This is a genomic window from Herbiconiux gentiana (assembly GCF_024978135.1).
In the GTDB taxonomy this organism is placed as follows: Bacteria; Actinomycetota; Actinomycetes; order Actinomycetales; family Microbacteriaceae; genus Herbiconiux; species Herbiconiux gentiana.
The window spans coordinates 396,708-416,994 of record NZ_JANTEZ010000003.1 but is presented as its reverse complement, the minus strand read 5'-3'; the positions used below and the strand labels follow the sequence as shown (position 1 = coordinate 416,994).

Annotated in this window: 15 protein-coding genes; 8 read left to right on the top strand and 7 right to left on the bottom strand. The window is 59.8% G+C overall.

All coding sequences use genetic code 11. The annotated features are described in order from the left end of the window. Positions 1 to 412: 412 nt before the first annotated feature. The 3 genes from NVV95_RS09045 to NVV95_RS09035 form a co-directional block, all read right to left on the bottom strand. Complete coding sequence (locus tag NVV95_RS09045; protein WP_259486217.1) at positions 413 to 1,678, bottom strand: hypothetical protein; 1,266 nt, start codon at positions 1,676 to 1,678, stop codon at positions 413 to 415. Next, a complete protein-coding gene (locus NVV95_RS09040) occupies positions 1,675 to 2,391 on the bottom strand; it encodes a hypothetical protein (RefSeq protein ID WP_259486216.1) in 717 nt (238 codons plus the stop codon). Before NVV95_RS09040 ends, NVV95_RS09045 begins: the two co-directional genes overlap by 4 nt. Positions 2,392 to 3,239: 848 nt before the next feature. Beyond that, positions 3,240 to 4,388: a site-specific integrase gene (locus NVV95_RS09035; RefSeq protein WP_259486215.1), complete on the bottom strand. Its 1,149-nt coding sequence runs from the start codon at positions 4,386 to 4,388 to the stop codon at positions 3,240 to 3,242. An 847-nt stretch (positions 4,389 to 5,235) separates the two neighbouring features. Here NVV95_RS09035 and drt3a point away from each other — a divergent pair. Next, positions 5,236 to 6,579 carry an antiviral reverse transcriptase Drt3a gene (gene drt3a / locus NVV95_RS09030; protein WP_259486214.1) on the top strand — a complete coding sequence of 448 codons (1,344 nt, stop codon included), beginning with the start codon at positions 5,236 to 5,238 and terminating at the stop codon, positions 6,577 to 6,579. 40 nt (positions 6,580 to 6,619) lie between these two features. Then, positions 6,620 to 8,617, top strand: a complete 1,998-nt coding sequence (drt3b, locus tag NVV95_RS09025) for an antiviral reverse transcriptase Drt3b (RefSeq protein WP_259486213.1) — start codon at positions 6,620 to 6,622, stop codon at positions 8,615 to 8,617. 369 nt (positions 8,618 to 8,986) lie between these two features. Here drt3b and NVV95_RS09020 read toward each other — a convergent pair whose 3' ends face one another. Together NVV95_RS09020 and NVV95_RS09015 are read right to left on the bottom strand one after the other, a co-directional pair. Further along, positions 8,987 to 9,976 carry a GTP pyrophosphokinase gene (locus NVV95_RS09020; protein ID WP_259486212.1) on the bottom strand — a complete coding sequence of 330 codons (990 nt, stop codon included), beginning with the start codon at positions 9,974 to 9,976 and terminating at the stop codon, positions 8,987 to 8,989. Further along, positions 9,973 to 10,980 carry a nucleoid-associated protein gene (locus tag NVV95_RS09015; RefSeq protein WP_259486211.1) on the bottom strand — a complete coding sequence of 336 codons (1,008 nt, stop codon included), beginning with the start codon at positions 10,978 to 10,980 and terminating at the stop codon, positions 9,973 to 9,975. The genes NVV95_RS09020 and NVV95_RS09015 overlap by 4 nt, the downstream gene beginning before the upstream one ends. 752 nt (positions 10,981 to 11,732) lie before the next feature. Here NVV95_RS09015 and NVV95_RS09010 point away from each other — a divergent pair. From NVV95_RS09010 to NVV95_RS09000, 3 genes are all read left to right on the top strand, one after another. After that, a complete protein-coding gene (locus tag NVV95_RS09010; protein WP_259486210.1) occupies positions 11,733 to 12,233 on the top strand; it encodes a hypothetical protein in 501 nt (166 codons plus the stop codon). A gap of 140 nt (positions 12,234 to 12,373) precedes the next feature. Next, complete coding sequence (locus NVV95_RS09005; protein ID WP_259486209.1) at positions 12,374 to 13,354, top strand: hypothetical protein; 981 nt, start codon at positions 12,374 to 12,376, stop codon at positions 13,352 to 13,354. A gap of 81 nt (positions 13,355 to 13,435) precedes the next feature. Continuing rightward, positions 13,436 to 15,139, top strand: coding sequence for a hypothetical protein (locus NVV95_RS09000; protein ID WP_259486208.1), 1,704 nt, complete (start codon positions 13,436 to 13,438; stop codon positions 15,137 to 15,139). A gap of 91 nt (positions 15,140 to 15,230) precedes the next feature. On the opposite strand, the gene NVV95_RS08995 is transcribed toward NVV95_RS09000, so the two are convergent. Together NVV95_RS08995 and NVV95_RS08990 are read right to left on the bottom strand one after the other, a co-directional pair. Further along, positions 15,231 to 16,202 carry an MBL fold metallo-hydrolase gene (locus tag NVV95_RS08995; protein WP_259486207.1) on the bottom strand — a complete coding sequence of 324 codons (972 nt, stop codon included), beginning with the start codon at positions 16,200 to 16,202 and terminating at the stop codon, positions 15,231 to 15,233. Further along, complete coding sequence (locus tag NVV95_RS08990) at positions 16,199 to 17,875, bottom strand: FAD-binding dehydrogenase (protein WP_259486206.1); 1,677 nt, start codon at positions 17,873 to 17,875, stop codon at positions 16,199 to 16,201. Before NVV95_RS08990 ends, NVV95_RS08995 begins: the two co-directional genes overlap by 4 nt. Before the next feature lie 94 nt (positions 17,876 to 17,969). Between NVV95_RS08990 and NVV95_RS08985 the strand changes: the two genes are divergently transcribed. Genes NVV95_RS08985 through NVV95_RS08975 form a run of 3 tightly spaced genes read left to right on the top strand, consistent with a single transcriptional unit; the run spans position 17,970 to position 20,286 of the window. Further along, complete coding sequence (locus NVV95_RS08985; protein WP_259486205.1) at positions 17,970 to 18,809, top strand: SGNH/GDSL hydrolase family protein; 840 nt, start codon at positions 17,970 to 17,972, stop codon at positions 18,807 to 18,809. Continuing rightward, positions 18,809 to 19,465, top strand: a complete 657-nt coding sequence (locus tag NVV95_RS08980) for a TetR/AcrR family transcriptional regulator (protein WP_259486204.1) — start codon at positions 18,809 to 18,811, stop codon at positions 19,463 to 19,465. The genes NVV95_RS08985 and NVV95_RS08980 overlap by 1 nt, the downstream gene beginning before the upstream one ends. Continuing rightward, positions 19,462 to 20,286: an ATP-binding cassette domain-containing protein gene (locus tag NVV95_RS08975; protein ID WP_259486203.1), complete on the top strand. Its 825-nt coding sequence runs from the start codon at positions 19,462 to 19,464 to the stop codon at positions 20,284 to 20,286. Before NVV95_RS08980 ends, NVV95_RS08975 begins: the two co-directional genes overlap by 4 nt. The last annotated feature ends 1 nt before the right edge of the window (position 20,287 follow it).

The window sequence follows — 20,287 nt, the reverse complement described above, 5'->3', positions numbered from 1 at the left end:
CACATTCTGCGTGGCGGTAAGGAATTAGGCGCCTCACGACGCGGAGTAGGCGCCTCGCAGGGCGAATTCGAGCGATTTGTGCACTGGCGCATCGCGAAAGGACAATGCAATCTGCTCTCCGCGTTTGATCGGGTCGGGCGTGCGGGCCTGCAGAACCAACGGCGGAGCCATAGCGGCTTTGCGTCGTCCAGTCGCGCTGGGAAGCATCCAGATCCTCGCTGAAAAAATCGGCGTAGATGTCGAGCTTCAACTCCGCTGGTGCTTGTCCGGGCGCCCGATACACGACTCGCACATTGGCTCCTAAGCTGACCGCTAGGAGCTCGGCAACTTGACGAGGTTCAGGCGGAGCGAACCGCAGGACATCGATCAGCGATTCAAGCCGGGCTTTCGTGGTCCGAGGGGACGGCGGTAACTAAGCGTCGGGATGCGGCACCCGCACATGCGACTCCGTGTTCGTCGCTAGCCGGTTGCACGGGTTAAGCGTATGGAGAGGGATCACCCGTCGGGTGTCTCCCTTCCGCTTCTTCGTGACAATGTCTCCCTGTGCGTCTCGATCTGCTTGGAATTCCAGTCTGTTATTGATCTTTGTGTATGTCTTGAAGACGGCGCCTCCGTGTCGGTCGAGATCCTTCGTCCACCACAGATCGGTTTCGCTTGATCTCACATAAACGAACGCACCATCGTGCAGGCAGTCGACAGGAGTTATTGGCATGGTGAGGAAACCGTGTGGCGGCTCGAGCACGGGTTGGAGCGCGGCCGAGACTCCCGCGATCTTGGTGAAGCGTTCCCGTAGCGATTCCAGCGGAGAATTCTCGGACACGTCGCTGATGCGGCCCGCGACGGCGCCAGCGGGCGTCTTGCGGAAAGTTGCTTGGACTGCGTCCATGCCGGCCCCTGAACCAAGGGTAATCAGATGCCCATGAGGCTCCTTCGTAAGGGAGTTTAGGACGTTCTGATGCGTGGAAGCGTCACGCACGAACCCTTCTACTCTCAGTCCGCAGACGGCCGCTGTCGCACGCAACGAGTTGATGGTCGTGCGGGGATCACCTCCGGCGAAGTTTTGGTCGATGACCACGGCGACACGCGGTTTGACTGGCCTATCGAGGTAGCCCGCTCTTGCATAGATGGGCTCCAGGAAGGACACGAACTCGCGGGTCGTGTTCGCCCAGCGAGTGCGCAGCCACGCCATGCGTGCTCCGGGACCGTGGTCGTCGGGTGCGAGAGTCAGCAGTCCGATACCCCCGAGTCGCTCCTGGGTGAGCGCCTGGGAGTCGTCCCACTCCCTCGATGGCCGGATCACCGCGATCAGCGCGAGTTGCCGGAGCTTGCTGATGTCAGTGGCACCGACATCAAGGCCTTGTCGCGCGAGCTCATCCGACGTCAGCTGAGGCATCTGTATGACTGCCCCCGGCGCACCTAGGAGAATCCCCCAGCACCCTTGAGAGTTCTTCTCGTCGAAGGCCTGGACCGGCTGGCAGACGGCTTCACTGAGAGCGCTCAAGGCCGGGCCGTAGGTGGGCAGCTTTACCTTCCCGGTCGGGGTCGAGTACTCCCGCTTCTTCGTAATACCCAGACCAAGCTCGTGGGAGTTTCGCTTCCCGAGGCGACTGACGGCCTCATCGAGGGAGGCTGCTTTCTCGACGAGCCGACGCAGATGGTGGTCGGCTCCGCTGGTCACCTTCGGAGCGCGTACTCAAGCGGGATCCTCAGCTTCAGGAGCTCGCTTAGTGGCAAGTCGGCGAGGATGGCGAGGACGCGGTCACGCGCGGCCGAATCCTCGTTGGTAGCGGTCTGGTTCCGGGACGGCGGCTCGTGGATTGTGGCGGGCTGGAGAACGCTTTGCGGCAAACCATTCTCCTCGGCCCACTGCGACGCTCGGTTCAGGATCATTCGGCGCAGGTGGCGCTTCCATGCACGGCCGACGGACGTTCGCTCGCGAAGTACTTTGGCGAAGGCCCGCGTAGGTTGATCTTCGCGTAGGGCGGCCTCGAGTTCGTCCTTCACAGCCGCGTTTGTTTCCGAGGCAGCAAGCTCCCGCATCCATACGAGCTGATCATCACGGCTAGCGGATGGAATATGGACAGCTCCGTCGCCAGCGCTCTCGCCGGGCTTGAGCGCGGCGACTTCGTTCGTCATCGGCCGGAACACGTAGTTGGACTCGTTACTCCAGTCGACGAACGCATCCCACAAATCTTTGCGTAGCGTGGTCGCGGTCACGAGGGCGGGTCTTTTGTCCGTTCCGGAGCCTGACGTCTCCGCGATTACGACGTCGCTTCCCCGCGGCGCGGGGCTGAAGGTCACTACGCCCCGATCCGCCGCATCGCTTAGGTACGCGCGAAACGACGAGAAGCCGACGCTATCGAAGGTGAAGGTCGGCTCGATCTGCCGCATGAGCCCGTATACGCCGGCGGCGAATGGTCGTGAGTTCCGCGCGAGGAGCGTGCGGACCGCCTGCAAGAGGAGATCGTCTGAGGGACGAGAATGGCCCTGCTGGGGAGAGGTTATCCCCTCAGCAGGGCCCGAAATCGGTGCCGCGGAAGCATCGGTCCCAACCTTGTCAGAACTGCCGGTCCAAGTGGGACGAGCGCTCGTCGTGGACGAACCGCTATCGGCGTTCTTTTCCAAGTTGTCAAACATATCTAGATGCTCCTCGCGCATATAATTGCGTTCGACACTGTTGCCGAACTACGCGAAAAACGCCAACTCTTGCAGGTCGCCATCCCTTGCGGGCACCCAACGGTCTAGGCCATACTCCCCAGCTTGTTGACATCATGGGGAGCGTGCTTCGTGCAACCAACTCTGCGGCCTTGGAGGTCCCACGGACATCTAAGGCTTCGATTTCTCTCCCGTCATCATAGCCTGGTGACAGCACCTTCGGCAAAAGCTGCCGTTACGCCGCGCTAAGACGGATGAGCCCGACGAAGGAGTTCGGCGCGACCGGGCCGTTACTTCGTGCGTTTGCCGAGACGCCCGCGCCGCGAAGTGATGTCATGTCGGTGGCCAGCCGAAGCAGTACTCGCCGAATTGCCAGCTCCATGCATCGCTCCTAGTTCTATCTTTCCTATCGTCCTTGCCCGGGACGAGTGCGTAACCAAGGTAGCTGCCTCACGTCGCGCCCGCCCCTATGTGCCTGGCGCCAAGATGCGTCGTCGCTGAAGGTGAATTTGGATCGTACGATCCCGAGCCGCCTGCGCCTTAAGCATCTGCTGAGAACGCGAACCGGCATCTCGCGGCAACAATCAAGAGCACTTTGACCCCGATGACATTTGTTGCGCCAGATTGATCGCCCAGCTCTTGCCGATACTCGCCTCACGTGCTGCCTCCTGCATCTTGGCGGCCACCATCTCGAGGTCGTCGTCGAAGAGGTCGCCGTAGGTGTCGAGGGTCATTGCGGCCGAGGCATGACCGAGCATCCGCTGCACCGCTTTCACGTTTGCGCCGCTGCTGATCGCGAGTGACGCGGCCGTGTGCCGAAGGTCGTGCGGGGTGAGGAAAGGGAAGTCGGGGTTGGCCTGCTGCGCTCGGCGGACGGTGTTCACGAACCATCCGTCGACGGAGTCCGGTGACTTCATGTGGAAGGTGCCGCCGCCGAACACGAGCTGCGTGGGGCCCTTGTCGGCGCACTGTTCGGCGAGGCCCGCGCTGAGCAGCTCGGGGTACGGCACGGATCGGCGCTCATGCCCCTTGGTCGTGCCGAGGTGGATGATGGCGCCAACCTTCACAGCGTTCTCTTCGACGTTCAGTCGGCGCCGGAGGAAGTTGATGTGCCGCACGCGCAGCGCGGTAGCCTCTCCCCACCGGATGCCCGTGTAGGCGAGGCAGAGCACGAGCGTCGGATGCGCGGACAGGCCGGCGAGAGTGTGCACCTGGTCGTGGCTGAGGTAGACGCGATTCAGCTTCCCGGTCTTGCGGGGCAGCTTCACCCCGCGCGCCGGGTTCCGAGGAAGGCGACGGTCGGTGACGGCCATGTCGAGGATGCCCGCGAGCACACCGTGCGCCCGGATCACCACAGAGGGCGATCGGCGACCCGCCAGTTCGCTCACCCATACCTGCACCTCTGAGGGAACGATGGTCGAGATTTCGCGGTCGCCCCATCTCTCTGCAACGTGCACGCCCCATGCGCCCTCCAGCGGTTTTGACGATGAGGGCTTGAGCACCAACTTCGAGCGCAGCCACAGAGGAGCGAGGTCGCCGACCGAGACGCGAGCCAGAGCCGGATCAATGTAGTCACCGGCCGCCTTAGACACGGTCACCGAGGCGAGGAACAGCTCGGCCTCGCGTTTGGTCTTGAATCCCCGCTTGTCCGTCTGGGTGTGATCCGGCTTTCGGTACCGCACGCGGTATCGCTTGCCTTGCGAGGTGCTGTACGGGGTCACGCTGCCTGCCATCTCTGACCACCTCAACCTTCTCCGCTATCCATGTCGCCAAGCTCTCTTGCCGTCGTGGTTCGATGCTCATCCGTTCGATCAATTCTGTAATGGACGGGAGACATCGGAGTGGCGCCCGTAGGGGGCATGTTTCTCGCCCCCTGCAGAGCCTCAAACGTAGTTTGCGTGCGCGACATCGGATCGAGTTTGCGCGTTCGGCTCCATGCACGTGGGGTATTCCACTACCTATTCCTCGAGCGGGAATAGGTAGTGGAATAGTTTGTCCCTCTTCTCGCCTGCGCCACTGCCACCCCCGCGTAGGGCGCGCTTCCCAACCTCCCCCAAACATCGTTGCTGTCTGACGGAGGTTGAGAAGTAAAGGGGTGGCAGTGGCGCAGACGAGAAGAGCAACAAGAAGTTGAGAAGAGGAACAAGAAGAACTGTAGAAGCAACGAGGAGAACACTAGGAGCAGGGCGAAGGATCTAACCGGAGAACGAGGACGGAGAAGAGGCGGCGGAGCGAGCCTTGGGTTGTCTCGAGACGTAGGGGGGATCTACAAGAGGCAACTGACGAGGCGAGATGAGGACAGGTTTGACAAGCTGTCGGCAGCGCTCGAATCTGAGGCCGTTGCGACGGTCACTGGAAATCATCCCGTCGTCGACAGGAGATTTCAGTTGCTGGTGTTCTGACGACTTATTCGCATCTGCGAACTTGCGAAGTGCATAGAGCGGGTGACTGACTCGCTATCTCGGGCGCCCAGCTGAGGCGATGATCGTCTCAGAGACGAGTCGGTGAGAGACCCAGTCAAAGTTTGACGCCACGCCTGAGGCGGCGTCAGTCGATATGCTCGCGGAGGGAGGGCCGGGGATGGATCAAAGTTTTTCACCAAAGAACTTGCGCAAGATTTGGGACTTGGAAGCGCGGCGAGGGCGTGATCGGCTTCAGCTCTATCCCGAGGTGCGTCGCGCCTACGAACTGGCCCGCGACGCTCTTCATCTCGCTCGTTCGGCGAGAAATGGGTCGGTTGCATACATTGGTCCTCCGGAGTCGGCTCCAGATGCGGTTGCTCGTGCGGCCCGCCAGGACGCCGAGGAATTGCTCGATGCGTCTCTGGCTGCCACCAGCGAAGCGCTCGTCGGAAGCGTCGAGTCTGACGCGTTTGCCTGGGGTTTGGCGCCAGGGCACGTTGTCGGGAGCAAACGTCAGACATACTCGATCGCTAAGACGCCGGAGGCGTTTTTCGCTGATAAGCACCTTCAGAGCATCGTCACTTCATACTTGCCAACCCGCCCGCGAGGGCGCCAATCGATCGTCGCGGGGCTCATACGTACGATCGACAATGACGTTCCCAAAATCGTCGTCCGAGTGGACGTGAAGGAATTCTACGAGAGCATTGATCACCGTCGGCTTCGATCCCACCTGGACATAACAGGGCTTAGTCCATCGTGCCGACGCCTAATCGACGGGTTGCTCACCGAAATGGAAGTGCTCACTGGGAAGCCGAAAGGTCTGCCCGCAGGGGTGGGACTTAGCGCCAAACTAGCCGAGCTGTATATCGCTCAGACCGATCGCGCCTTGCGCGACTCCCAGGGGACACTGTACTTCGCGCGCTATGTCGATGACATCGTACTCGTGCGTGGCGAGGAAGCTGTGAGCGCGGTCGCACCGAGTTCGGTAGTTGCGGAAATCGAAGCGGAGCTTCAGAGAATCGACCTTTCGCTCAACTCAGGTAAAACTCTGTCTCCAGAGCTCGAAAAGAACTCAACCCAGAAGATCGAGTTCCTGGGATATGAGATCGAGTATCGAGGCGGTGCTGGCCTGTTGGTGAGGTTGACGGATGCTCGCTATAAAACGATTCGCGACCGTATCGACAGGACTTTTTCTGCATGGGATCGCGCAGACTCAGCCAACCACGGCAGGCGGAGCTTGCTTCTCGACCGACTCCGCTTTTTGACGGCGAACACTCGCCTTTCGTACAACAAGCGCAATGCGCTGGTCGGGATCTATTTCTCTAACCCACACCTAACTGATGTGCAGTCTCTGGCTGGGTTGGATAGCTACCTTCGCCAGCGAGCCTCGCAGTCCGCATTACCTCCAGGACTTGACAAGAAAATCGAGGCGCTGTCGTTCGAGAAAGGGTTCAGGCGGCGAACTGTCCATCGTTGGTCCATGCCTCGCATGAAACGACTGAAAGGGGCGTGGCTTGCCTAAGCATCGACGGTCTCTGCGCAAGCACCCCGCACGAGTGGTCTTGAGCGATGTTCTGCCCTACGAACTACCGCCGTCATTTAGCAATCGGGGCTTTTATGACTTTCTCCGCGCCGCCGACGTGCGCCTCGGAGCGGACACAGTTCACGCGAAGCAACTTGACGATACGTCAGAGGTGATTCTTGGAGTGATACTCGGACGGCGGGCTTCGTTCCCCGCGGGGAGCGCGTCGGGAGGCTCTGTGGCTCTAGCGCTTTCACGGAAAGGTGGAGCGATCGCAACCTTTCCCTTTCAGTACACCGTCCGTCACCGAAAGAACGACTACCGAACCCTGACAGTACCTCACCCAATGGCGCAGCTGGAAGTGGTCGATTTCTACGCGAGGTTCGAGGACCTCATCCTCTACCACACGTCGAAGAGCCGCTTCACTTTGAGGCGGCCCGCCCGAGTCGCGCCCTACGTCGTTGTGCGTGACTCTTTGTTCGCACTTCAGCGGCGAACACACGACAGTATTGAACACGATGACCACGAATATGAGTGGCTTCGCTCCTACTTCACGTACCAGCGCTATTCGAACGTCTACAAGTTCTATGACTCTTCTGAATACCGATCATGTGAGCGCCGGTTCGGGTATCTAGTCAAGGTCGATGTGGCGAAATGTTTCGACAGTATCTACACCCACTCGATCGCGTGGGCGGCGCACGGGCACGATGTCGTGAAGGCTAACTTGATGGGAAAGCAACTCGATCGGACATTTGGGGGCGCGTTCGATAAGCTCATGCAGCGCCTCAACCATAGCGAGACAAGCGGCATCACAATCGGTTCCGAAGTGTCACGACTCTTTGCAGAGGTCATTCTTCAGGCAGTGGATCTCGAACTTGCAGATCAACTCGATCGTGTCGGAATGAAGTTCGGGGAAGACTACGAGGTCCTTCGCTACGTGGACGACTACTTCATATTCCTGGCAGATGAAAGCAGGCGTCATTTCGTCGTTGACGCGCTGGCGAGGAGCTTGCGCAAGTACAAGCTTCATTTGAATGCAGCGAAGGAAGAAGGCGAGTTCACTCCCTGGCTTTCGCCGCTGACGATCGCAAAGAAGCGGGTGCGCGAACTTCTGCGGCAAGCGACCAAGCGACGCGATCGAGAAGTCAACGACGGCGTCGTAAGCAGCCCCTATGTCGATGCAGGTGAACTCATCGTGGGGTACAAGGCAATCTTGTTGGACACTGGCGTCAGTCACTTTGAGCTAGCGAATTATGCTCTGGCCCGCGTCGAGCGTGCATTCGAGAAGATCCTACGCAGGTCTAAACAAGATCTTGAGGGTGTTGAACTCACCGTCCAACAACGGGCACGGCACGACAATACGCTCACCACAGCCCTCCTCGCGTTGTTGGACTTCGTCTTCTTTGTCTACTCGGGCTCTCCGCGTATGAGTCCCGCAGTGAAGGTCGCTCGAGTGTGTAGTTCGCTTCTGCGGTTCGCACGCTCGGATGGAATCCCGGCTCACGAGCGCGAGCGTGTGGAGATGCGAGTTCGCGACGAGCTCATGCAGCAACTGAGGCGGTCCAGAGGAGCTATGGCCCCAGACGCAGTGACCGCTACACTCCTCGATTGCGTCTCGGATTTAGGTGCGAGTTACGCGATTCGCGAAGACGAGTTGGCGGATCTCTGCGGGTTCTCAAGGTCCGACGGAATGCTCCGCGAGCCATCTTCTATGAACGTGCTTCTCCTGGTCAGTCTTCTCCTGCACATGAAGCGATCGACCGCCTACCCCTCACTCCGTGCTGCTTGCGAAGCTTGGATTATCCGGATGCAGGAGCGGCCGTTGATCGATGGGGAACTAGCGCTACTGAATCTAAACGTGCTCACCTGCCCGTTTGTCGCGCGATCTATCAGGAAGACAATTAGCGCACGTTACGCTGTGACGACCGAGGCATCAGTGGATCGTATGGTCGCGAGAAGCCGGCGATGGAACGTTGACTGGGAGACGTTCGACTTATACGCGGCGCTCGAGCGGAAGCGAATGCTAGAGGTATATTGACAGGGCGCCCAGGCTCGCCCGACTTGTTCGAGCACACACACCAGCGCAGAGCGTGACGCCTGGAGAATCGCCGGCGTCGGTGGGGCTACCCTCGGGCGGCTCCACCGACGCGAACGCGGACAGAACCCTTCAGTGTCACTTCGTAGTCGGGCTCGCGATGGGGGATGGCGCTGGCTTGCCGAAGTCTGCCGATCCGCTCCAGGGTGGAGTCGATACGGCTCACCCCCGGTGAGTTTCTGCGATCAATGCAAACGAGCTACTAAGCTCAGCGAATACTCTGCAGGGTCGTTGAGTGGCCTTGACCTTGCCACGCAAACGTTACCTGGCGCTTAGCCGCGGATCCGCTACTCGCTAGATGGCTCGCCAGAATCAACCAGGGAGGACTACCCCATAGGCCGCACATGTCTTCGTGACGACATCGGCCAAGTCTGTGTTTGATACCGCATGGACAAGCATGTGCTCGTTGCGTGTGCCGCGCTCCAGCACCGCCAGTACTTCTGGCTGCGTGAATAGCCAGTCGCGTGAATCTACGTAGCCCAGCTTGCCGGGCTGGTGGTTTGCGATTTGCTTCGACAAGTCTGGCGACTCATCTATGAACGAAGCGATTATTTCGCTGAACCGCGCGCGCTCTTCCGCTGTATAGGCATTCCAAAGGATGTTCATGATGTCAAGGTCATCGGGGACACCGCCAGGCTCACCAAGAAGTGTCTCGTACTTGTCATCCAAGTACTCGATTGCTCGCGCCACCTCGTATGCAGGCAAGGACTCCCTCTTCTTGAACATCCGTTGAATGTCATCGTCGAAGATCTCGGTCAGGACCGTCAATCGCCAAACAACGCGCTGCAACTTGTTAGGGAGATCGATCAGGCCCTTATACGTGAGCTTATGAGAGACAACTGACCACGCGTCCTGGGCACGGGTTCGCACCTGAACCTCGCAAAGTATGGGAAGGCGCTCCGAGTCCAGCTGCGTGCCGTCGTGGACAGTTACATGGACCCCGGTATAGGCCAGTCCTTGTTTCTTCGCTCTTTTATCCTCGCGCCTACACTCTGCCCAACCGTACTGCTCTAGGGCTGCGGCTGCGGCCTTTCGGTCGCGTTTCGTGGAGCAGATGACTCGCACGCCGACCTTGTCGGTGATCTGCTCCCAGCTCCGCAGACTTCCGTTGCCATCCTTAGCAAGCTTGCGAATGAGGCTGCGCTTAGCCTTGACCCGACCACTCACGTAGTGCTCACCGGCTACCGGCTTGACAATGGCCTTCACTGCGGTTTCGTACGCGACAAGCGCTGCGTCCAACGCCGGCTTGGAAGCCGTGTAGATGTCTGCGGTCGAGAGGCTCGCCCCCGACACGGTTGTCACGGCGCCTTCCCGAGCTTGTAGCCCGAAGCTGGTGCGTGAACGACGATCTCTTCGTCCTTCACTTCAAGTACGCCGGATTCGATGGCCGAGGCCGAAGCCGAGATTGTCACCCCGTTGTCGGTCGAGAGCTTTAGGCCGCCAATGAGATGGTGGACGAGTGTGGTGTCCTTCCGAAACTCCAAGTTCGCGACCTGTATCGGCAGAGCTGCAGCCGCCGTGTGGCGGTCCTCTGGGTCGATGAATTCCCGGATGAAGGCGTTCGGGTTGAGCCGTGGATTGGGACTCTGAAGGACGGCGGCCAGGGCGCTGAGGTAGCGGCCCTTCTTCTCTGGCGAGTAGTCGGAGGTGTTGATATGGGTTGTCATCCCTTTGGTGAACTCTAGGACCAGCTTCTCGGCTTGGTGCACCAGGTTGAAGCCAAGGTACTGAAGGAAGTACTCGGCATAGCCAACCCCATTCTGGCGGTCCACCATGAGGCCGACTAGCTGGTCCGCGTGATCCAACCACACGAGAGCAATCTTGTAGACCTGTGCCTTCTGGCCAAGTATGAGCTCGTCCAGGTGCTCAGCCACGAACGCCACGTCACCATTCGCATCGCGCACCTGCTGCAAGCGCATGCCCTCGCTATGCTCTGCCTTCATCAGCACCACGCGGTCAATCCCGTCCGAGACTGCCCGAGAACACAAGAAGATTCCCGCGGATGCACCTCCAGGCTGCATCGCATGAAGGTGTCTTGCCATGGCCGCGGAGTTCGTAATTAGCAGATCCGGATTCTCCAGCACTCCACGCAGGAGGCCGGGGATTGGGTCAGTCGCCGGATCCAAATGCACGATCTCTCGCCCCGACGCGAAGGAGGGCTGCAGCATCTCCTCACGGATGAATCGATCAGTTGCGGCGTTGAGATCGGTTGGACTGACGGAAAGGACCACATCCTCTCCGTCATCTTTCCGCTTGCCGCGCGGGACTTCGTGAATCATCGTCTCTGCGAGTGTCAGCATCGGCACTATCGGCATTGTTCAGTTCCCCCCAAACATGTTGGCCACATGTTACCGACACAATCTCGCCGGAATCGCAACGCGATCCGGGAGCGGCGGCGAACGAACGTAGTCAGGTAGCACTCCTTCGCGCGAAAACACGAGGGACGGGCGGGGACCGGCCCGACCTGCGCGGCACCCTGATCGTCGAGCATTCCTGGCCCGAGCCCGGGCACCAAGCACGTCAGCAACGGCCGACCCCGCGGCCCACGCAAAACCCTCTGACTGTCGGGCATGTCCTGATACATCAACCGTCAGAGATGTCCTGATGCAGAAACGTCAGAGATGTCCTGATACATCACAGTCCGGCAGCGATAGCACAGTCAATCCGTGCCCACATTTTGCCCACAATTGGTCTCAGAACCTTCTGATTCAGGGGCATCGACGTGATCCAAGAACCGCGGAAATTCGCGGAAGTTGCGCGGTCGCGGGGAAGTCGCGGAGCCGTCTAACGAGTTCGAGTCCCTCCAGGGGCACTACGATGAATTTTACTCATTTCCCTGACCCCGATAGCCAGGGGGGAAATAGACCGACCGGTACTCCGATCGGTCTATTTTGTTACACCTGGGTTTTGCGATCCACCCCTGTCAAAGGGATAGAGTCCCGTTTGGGTTTACGCACCGGTACGTCATTTTGACTCGAATGCTTCTCGAGGTGGATGTACCGGTGATGTTGTATGAAGCGCAACGAACCCATGACGATCGTGCTTGCACACCGGCTTGATGACGCTCACAATGAGCCGCCCTATGTCACGAGTAAATGATCTCAACCATCTCGGCCGCAGCGATCTTTTGAGAATCTGCTGGTTCGTAATTCCGCAGTTCTTCGCTTTGCTTCCGCCGGCTGCGCAGTGGGAGGTACATCGTCTGTACGATCCGAGTCTCAACCTCGACGACGAATTAGTGTTGGCTCGAATTAAGGCCGCGCATGCTTCTGACCCGTCGCTCGCCCAGAGAGTAGGGAAGCACTACAAAGTGATCTTCACTCGGTACAAGCTCTACGCCGACCAGGTGAGCAAAGCGAATTTTGCAGCGATCCGACTTTTGCTCCGACGAGACATTCTCTTCCTGGCCTGCAAACCGGAGTTCGTAGAAGGTGTAGGTCGAAAACCGCAATATGTCGGCATCTACGCGATTGTTAAGCCAGAGATCGAGATGGAGAAGTTGAGTCGGGCTTTGCTGATGCTGGTCCAGCGGTCGAACGGCCCGGCGTCCGCTATCTAAGTGAGCCGCATCAATTGCAAATTAGTTCGTAGTAGTTCATAATCCGAACAGTATTAGACGGAAACTCAATTTATGACTGACCATTTGAACTCCCATCAAGGCGTCTGGACGACTACAGCCGCTCAGGAGACATCGAGGGCATGGCTGTGAACTACCGGCTTCCACATCTTGCGACACTGCAAGACATCGAGGCTTGGGGTGGTCGCGTCGCGTCGCGTAGTCAGCTGCCGAACCTTATACGGCGCCTAGTTCTCGAAGAGGTCCCGCTCGTTACTCATCTCGATATGCCGGGTGACGAAGATGTCGACCTCCCGGGCTACGACGGCCAGGTCGCTTCGCCACGGAAGAGCCTGCTGGTGCCGGAAGGTGACAGTATTTGGGAATTCGGCACGAGCGGGGACCCAGGCGGAAAGGCCAACAAGGATTACAAGAAGCGGACGAAGGACCCTCTGGGCGCAGACATATCGGTCACTACCTTCGTCTTCGTAACCCCTCAGCGCTGGCCGGGTGCGGCCGCATGGGCAAGCAAAAAGCGCGCAGAAGGCAAGTGGAAAGATGTCGTAGTCGTCACCTCGTCAGCGATACTCACTTCACTCGAAGCGGCTCCAAACACACATATTTGGTTTTCCGAGCTCGTCGGAATTCCGTCAAACGCAGTGATGACGCTTTCTCGATGGTGGGAAAAGTTTGCTGCCCCCACGAAAGGTCTACTCACCACTGAACTGCTCCTTCTCGGCCGGCAAGAAGCTGCGGCGCGCTTGACCAAGCGAATACAGCAGCATGAACGAGGACACACTTGGGTTCAGGCCCCCAGCACCGACGATGTGCTGGCCTTTGTATTCGCCGCAATCTGGTCAGCAGAACCAGAGCTCCGCCAGTCTTTGATCGAAAAGTCACTAGTTGTGTTTGAACCTGGTGCCTTGATGTTTCTCGATAGAACCGAGGGTCTGCTGATCCTCGTTCCATTCGACGAATCACTCGTCCGTCAGGCCGACCTCACTACAAATCACCACGTCATCCTTCGAAGTTCTGACAGTGGCAGTTCGTGGATGAGCCTTCCGAGCGTTCCTATAGTCGACTCGGCCAAGCTCTTGGAGGCCGCAGGAGTTGAGCATGATTAGCGTCAGCGACTCGCTCGCGCACTCAACAAGAGCGTCGAACAGTTCAAGTACAGGCTCAATGGGGAGCCCTCGTCTGCAGTAGTGACCGAACAAGAAGCTCAGCTCGCGTCGCCGCTTCTGCGTCGAGTGTGGATGCTTGGAGCGTGGGATTCGGGCGTCGGAGGGGATGCGGACGCTTTCAAAACGCTAGTCGGAAAGACGCCTGCTGAAGCCGCAGACGACTTGATTGGCCTTTCAACGGGCATCGCCCCTGTCTTTGCCCATGTCGGTTCAGCCTGGAGGCTCATTGACACGGCAGCTACCTTTGGGTCGCTAGCGAAAGATGTCACTCAATCAGATTTGCAGGGACTTGAGCTCGTCATGCAACAAGTATTGGGGGCGGTTGACCCGCGACTTGACCTCCCGCGTCAAGACCGGTGGAGAGCAAACCTGGATGGCAAAGCTCGCGCTCATTCATCTGATCTTCGGAAGGGGTTAGCTCGCACGCTCGCGGTATTTGGAGCGTCTGAACGCGACGATGAAACAAGTTCAACGGTCTCACTGTCGGGTTGGTCCGAACTCATCGTTCGAGCTTTGTTGCAAAGAGCGAATGAGGACCCAACTGGAAAGCTTTGGGAGTCTCTTTTCGATGTACTCTCCATTCTTGCTGAAGCTGCCCCGGATGTCTTCATCGATGCGCTATCTGTGGCGATTGGGAGCGAAGGCGTCCTCACGGACAAACTATTCACAGACGATGACACTGGAATTTTCTCGCAAACCAGCCCGCACACGTATGTGCTTTGGGCGTTGGAACGGATTGCCTGGTCGCCAGAGCATTTCGGTGCTGTTATGCGGCAGATGAAGCGACTAGCAACGCTAGATCCAGGAGGAAAAACTGCGAACCGACCGCTCGCTAGCCTTGCCGGTGTGCTGAGTTCCTGGCATCCCCAGACTGGAGCTACCCTCAAATCCCGGATAACAGTTCTACGAGCAATTGCTGGCAAAGGATCCGATCTCGACTGGAAAATCCTGCTAGCGCTTACGCCTGACAGTCACGCTTGGGCGATCGACTCTGGAGGACCGGAATTCCGCGATTGGAAATCCAATGCAGAAGCCCGCAAGGTGACTATGCAGGACCTGTTCGAGTTTGTGACTGAAGTCGTGAATCTCAGTATTCAGGCAGCAGAACAGCTTCCTGTCAGATATGCCGATCTCATCGAGAAGCTTGATGACATGCCGGCTGAGCACCGTGACAAAATTCTCGACTCTCTAAGGGGGATTCGAGATGAAGCGGTGACTGAAGAGATGCGAGACATAGTGTGGAATCGCCTAGGGGAGCTGATTCGGCGCCACAGAGAATTTGCTGACGCCGATTGGTCATTGCCCGCTCGGGACCTTGACGGGCTTGAAGAGCTCCGCAATCACTTCGTTCCGTCGAGTCCAGTGCCTAAGGTGGCGTGGCTTTTCTCGGCGATGCCGGAGCTCGGCAACGTGAAGTACACGGACGACCATGAGGCATATCAAACCGAACTCGCACGACTGCGACTGGACGCCATCACTCAGGTCATTGAGGTGGAGGGTAAGTCTGGGCTAACAGAACTTGCTGGACTTGCCGACGCACCACATACCGTTGGCTACTCCGCTGCAAGTTCGGGACTGTTAGATGATGAGCTGGAGCACTTTGCAGCGTTAATGGTCGATGAATCAGCGAAGGTCGTGAGCTTCTCCTCAGCGTTCGTTGGCGTTCTATTGTCTGTGGAGTTGATCGCTAAGTGGCGGTGTTCCGTGATCGCTCCGTGGCGTTAATTGCCGATGACGAGGATGCTGGCTGCGGCTTAGATGACGTCGTCGGTGACGGTTTGCTTGGAGAAGCTATTCGTGGGCGTGCTGGCCGCCTTCAGGCGGTGAACGGGTCGACGTGTTCGCCGACGCGGGGCATAGCGAACGCGATGCCGTCGAGCCGGGCGCGTCGTTCCAACCACCGAAGTGATTGGGGGACGTTGTCGATGGGTTCGGGGAGTGGTCTGAGGGACCGGTTGAGTGATCGGGTGAAGTTGTCCCAGTGCACGGGGACGACACGTGTGGCCCCGACCGCGCGGACGACTTCTTGCCAATACTGTTCCCGGAACTCATCGGTCTGCTTGCCTAGTGTGCCGATGCCGAGGTAGACGGTGTCCGCGCGTCGACCTGCAAGTGCGCCGGGGAGGAAGTTGGCACTGGCGTGCATGAGGATGGTCTTCCCGCCGTGCTCGATGAAGAGGGAGTAGCACTCTCCGGTGCGGAAGTCCTCGTTTTTCAGGGGTCGGGTGGGTGGGGTGTCGATCGTACCGGGGACGCGGTCGTTCGGGCTGTGGATGGCATGGATCGGGGTGAGTGTGAAGCTCCCTAATCGGATCGGCTGACCGTTTTCGGCTTGTATGAATCTTTCTTGTGCGAAGCCGGTGGTGCGTGAGAGTTCGCGGGTGGAGTCGGATCCGATGAGCCATGCGCCGGTCATGGACGCGATGGTTGAGGAGTCGAGGGCGTGGTCGATGTGGGAGTGGTTGACGAACACGGCGTCGAGCAGGGTGATGTTCGCTCGTCGGAAGGTGGCCTTGATGCGCCGCTTGTTCGGTTTCACCGTTCCCGCGAACAAGCGCAGGATGCTGGGCCTTGAGAAGAAGCCGTCGGTGAGGATGGCGGTGACGCCGTCGTCGAACAACACTGACGTGACTCCGAGAAAAGTCGCACGGACCTCTCCTTTCGTTGCGGCTGCTGGGTGTTCGCGGAGGGCGTCCCAGTGGGCGAAGTCCGGGGTGAGGATCGTTTCGCGGATGATGTTGCGGAGTCCGGCGACGACCCCTTGGGTGGCTGAATCGTGGCCTGTCACAGGGACCTCGCTAGGGAGCGTCCGACGGTTCTGCCGGTGAAGATGCAGCCGCCGAGGAATGTGCCCTCGAGCGCGTTGTAGCCGTGGGCGCCGCCGCCTCCGAAGCCGGCGGCTTCGCCGGCGGCGAAGAGACCGCTGATGGGGTTGCCATCCGAGCCCAATGCGCGCCCGTCGAGGTCGGTCTGGATTCCACCCAGGGTCTTTCGGGTGACGATCCAGAGTCGCACAGCGATCAGCGGTCCATGGTGCGGGTCAAGGATCTGGTGTGGTTTCGCCGCGCGGAAGAGCTTGTCGCCGAGGTATCGGCGGCTGTTCCGGATGCCCATTGTCTGGGCGTCTTTGGAGTACTGGTTGACGAGCTCGTTGTCGCGGGCTCTGACCACCTTTTCGATCTCGACCGCGTTCAGGAGGTTGTCGTCGGTCAAGGCGTTCATTCCCTGCACCAGCTCGGGCAGGGTGTCGGCGACGACGAAGTCTGCTCCGTGTTCTTTGAACGCCTCTACGGGGCCGGGTGCTGAACGGCCGAGTCTGCTGCGGAGCATCAGTGCGAGGTCTCGGTTGGTGATGTCGGGGTTCTGCTCGGACCCGGAGAGAGCGAACTCTTTCTTGATGATGGTTTGGTCGAGGATGAACCAGGAGTAGTCGAACTCGGCGATATCCGGTGTCGTGCGGAGGATTTTCAGGGTTCCGAGGGTGTCGTAGCCGGGCAGGCCTGGTGCCGGGAGCTGCCGGCCGCGCGCATCGAGCCAGATCGAGGACGGGCCGGGGAGGATCCGAATCGCATGGTTGGGCCAGATCGGGTTCCAGTTCTGCAGACCTTCGGTGTAGTGCCACATCCGGTCCCTGTTCACCAGCCGGACGCCCTGCTCGGTGGCGATGTCCAGCATCCTGCCGTCGACGCTTTCCGGAACCCCGGTGATCATCTTGCGGGGTGGCTTCCCCAAGCGTTCTGGCCACCATTTGCGGACCTGTTCGTGGTTGCCTCCGATCCCGCCGCTGGCGATCACGACGGCCTGCGCACTGAACTCGAACTCCTCTACGACATCCCGGTTAGAGGGGGCGCCGCGGCGTGCTGTATCCGGGGCGAGGACAGAGCCTCGCACACCGACGACGCGGCCCCCGTCGAAGATCAGACCGTCGACGCGGTGACGGAACCGGAAAGTGACCTTTCCTGCGTCGGATGCTGCGCGCGCCTTGTCGGCGAAGGGCTCGGAGATCCCGGTCCCGGTTCCCCAGGGGACGTGGAACCGGGGGACGGAGTTTCCGTGCCCTCGAGCGGTCAGAGCTCCGCGTTCGGCCCATCCGACGACGGGTGTGAACTTCACGCCCTGTTCCTGCAGCCAGGGGCGTTTGTCGCTGGCGGCGAACTCGACGTAGGCGCGGCCCCACTTCTGGGCCCACTCGTCTTCGGGGTGGTCGCCCTCGAGTCGGTCCCAGCCGGCGGAACCTTGCCAGTCCTGCCACGCCAACTCGAACGAGTCGTGCACCCCGAGTCGACGCTGCATCGGGGTGTCGACCATGAAGATTCCACCGAACGACCAGAACGCTTGCCCGCCGAGATTCGCCGCGTTCTCCTGATCGACGATCAGGACTCGTTTTCCGGCCTTCACAATCTCGTTGCTTGCGACGAGGCCGGCGAGACCTCCGCCGATGATGATGACGTCCGCGTCCATCCGATTCTCCTCCGACTCGACTTCCTGACTTGACCGACGTCATGCCATGGATTCATACTGTACTCAATTCTTTCTGTATTGAAAGGTTTAGTTGATGAATAGTGGCAGTGAGCCGTTTCCGTCGCCGATGAGGTTTGTTGCGCTCGGTGACAGCTTCTCCGAAGGGGTCGGAGATGACTCAGGTCGATCGTTCGCGGGTTGGACCGGGCGGCTGGCGACGGGCCTTGCCGAGACATTGACGAGTGAGATGCAATACGCGAACTTGGCGATCCGCGGACGGCTCTTCGAGGACGTGGTCGAGGAGCAACTCCCGGCCGCGTTGGGATTGAACCCGGTACCGACGCTGATCACTTTCTGCGCGGGAGGAAACAACCTACTTCGCCCTCGATTTCGACCCGAGATCATGATCGCGAAGCTGGAGGCCGCCGCTGATCTGATTGCGGCCTCAGGTGCTGAGCTTGTGCTCGTGAGTCCGGCAGATCCGAGCGCCCGTCTGCCGATGGGAAGGCTCATTCATCACCGCGGCGACATCTGGGCCACAGCACTCGCGGAATTCGCGCGCCGAAGAGCACTTCTATTCGTGGATGTCTCACACGATTCGCGCTTGCGACACGAAAGGTTCTGGGCTCCCGATCGCCTCCACATGAACGCGAACGGTCATCAATGGGTAGCGGATCTCGTCCTCCATGCGCTAATGAACAGGCCCCGTCCCGCCGCCGATCGAGTGGTTCAGCCGACGGCTCGTTCGGTTTCCACGGAGCTTGCCTACTTCCGTTCTTTCGTCGCTCCCTGGATGATGCGGCGTCTCACGGGCCGGTCGTCGGGTGACGGCCGGCTGCCCTCCCACCCGGTGTGGGTGCGGGTGTCTCCCGGGTCCCGTGACGATCTGCCGTCAAGTGGCTCGTACAGTGAACGAGACGAAAGGAGTCTGTGATGTCGACTGTCCAAGTTGTGCCGACGCGAGTGCCGCGTCGTCGTTCTGAGACTCGAAAGCGCCTACTTGAGGCCACTCAGGCCATCTTGCTCGACGGCGGCGCGGCGGCGGTGACGGTGGACTCCGTCACCACTCGTGCCGGGTATACGCGCGGAGCGTTCTACTCCAATTTCACTTCCATCGATGATCTCGTCTTCGGCCTCTATGGCGAACACATGGCTGAGGTGCTCGACCGGCTCAGCACCGCGACCGAGCGCGTCGCGAGAGACATCCCGGGCACGCTGAAGGACGCGGTCGAAGGCGTTGTGGCTGTGATGCCCTTTGACGTGGAGTGGCTGCGGATCCGGATTAACTTCGCCTCACAAGCACGACATGATGCCATTCTCGCGGAGCAGTTCGTCGAGCAGGAACAAGCCTTCCGGGGCGCCTTACAACCGGTGCTCGTGCGCTCTTTGGCGCAGGTCGGACTGGAACCCACGGTCGACGCGGACGAGTTCACCCGAGCAGTCATTGCCGCCCACAATGGGGCGTTGGCCAACAGCGTCACCGACCCTGATCCGCTTCGACTGCGGGTGCTCGTCTGCACCGCGGTCATCCTGTCTCTCACCCGGGACATGAGCGGCTTGAATCTTCGAACGACCCAGGAACACCCGTGACACACCCAGACGCCGCCGATCAATCCGCCGCTCGAATCTCAAACGAACCCCTGGAAAATGTCGACGAGGAGGATCTGGGCGAGCCGGTCATTGACGCGGTATGCCTGGCGGTGGAGGGCCAGTCGAGCGGGCTGCCGGCGCCGATATCGATCCGCGCCTTCCGGGGCGACCTGGTGGTGGTTCGCGGCGCCGCTGGCAGCGGTAAGACCGCGCTGCTGCTGACTCTGGGCGGGCGGATGAACTACCGCGCAGGCCGATTGCAGGTGCTGGGCAACAACCTCCCGCACGGGGCACGCACGGTTCGCGCTCGGGCCGCGCTCGGACTGATGCGGGGTGTGAACGACTTGGATCCCAATCTCAGTGTCGAACAGCACATCGCCGAGCGACTGATCTTCCAGCAGCCGTGGTGGAAGCCCTGGGTGTCCCGCCAAGCCGTCCACAACATCGTCGAGCTCGTCAACACAACCATGTCGTCTCTCGCACACAGCCCTGGCCTCAAGGTCGGCGCACCTCGTCTGGAAGGCAGGAACTTTCCCAGCGAAGTCACCCCACTGGAACAGTTCCTCCTGGGGACCGTGCTGGCACTGGTCGGCAGCCCCGACATCCTCCTCGTCGACGACATCGACGCACTCCGCGACCGGGCCGACCGAGTCGCCGCGTGGACGGGCCTACTGCAGTTTCTGAACGGCCCGGCGAGTCCCACGACCGTCGTCACCTGTCAGGACGACACCGAACTCGCCGAGGCGCTCGACGCTCTCGGTAGCCCACTCACTGCGACACAGATCCACCGGATCGCGCTCACATCACCGTCACGCAACTAGC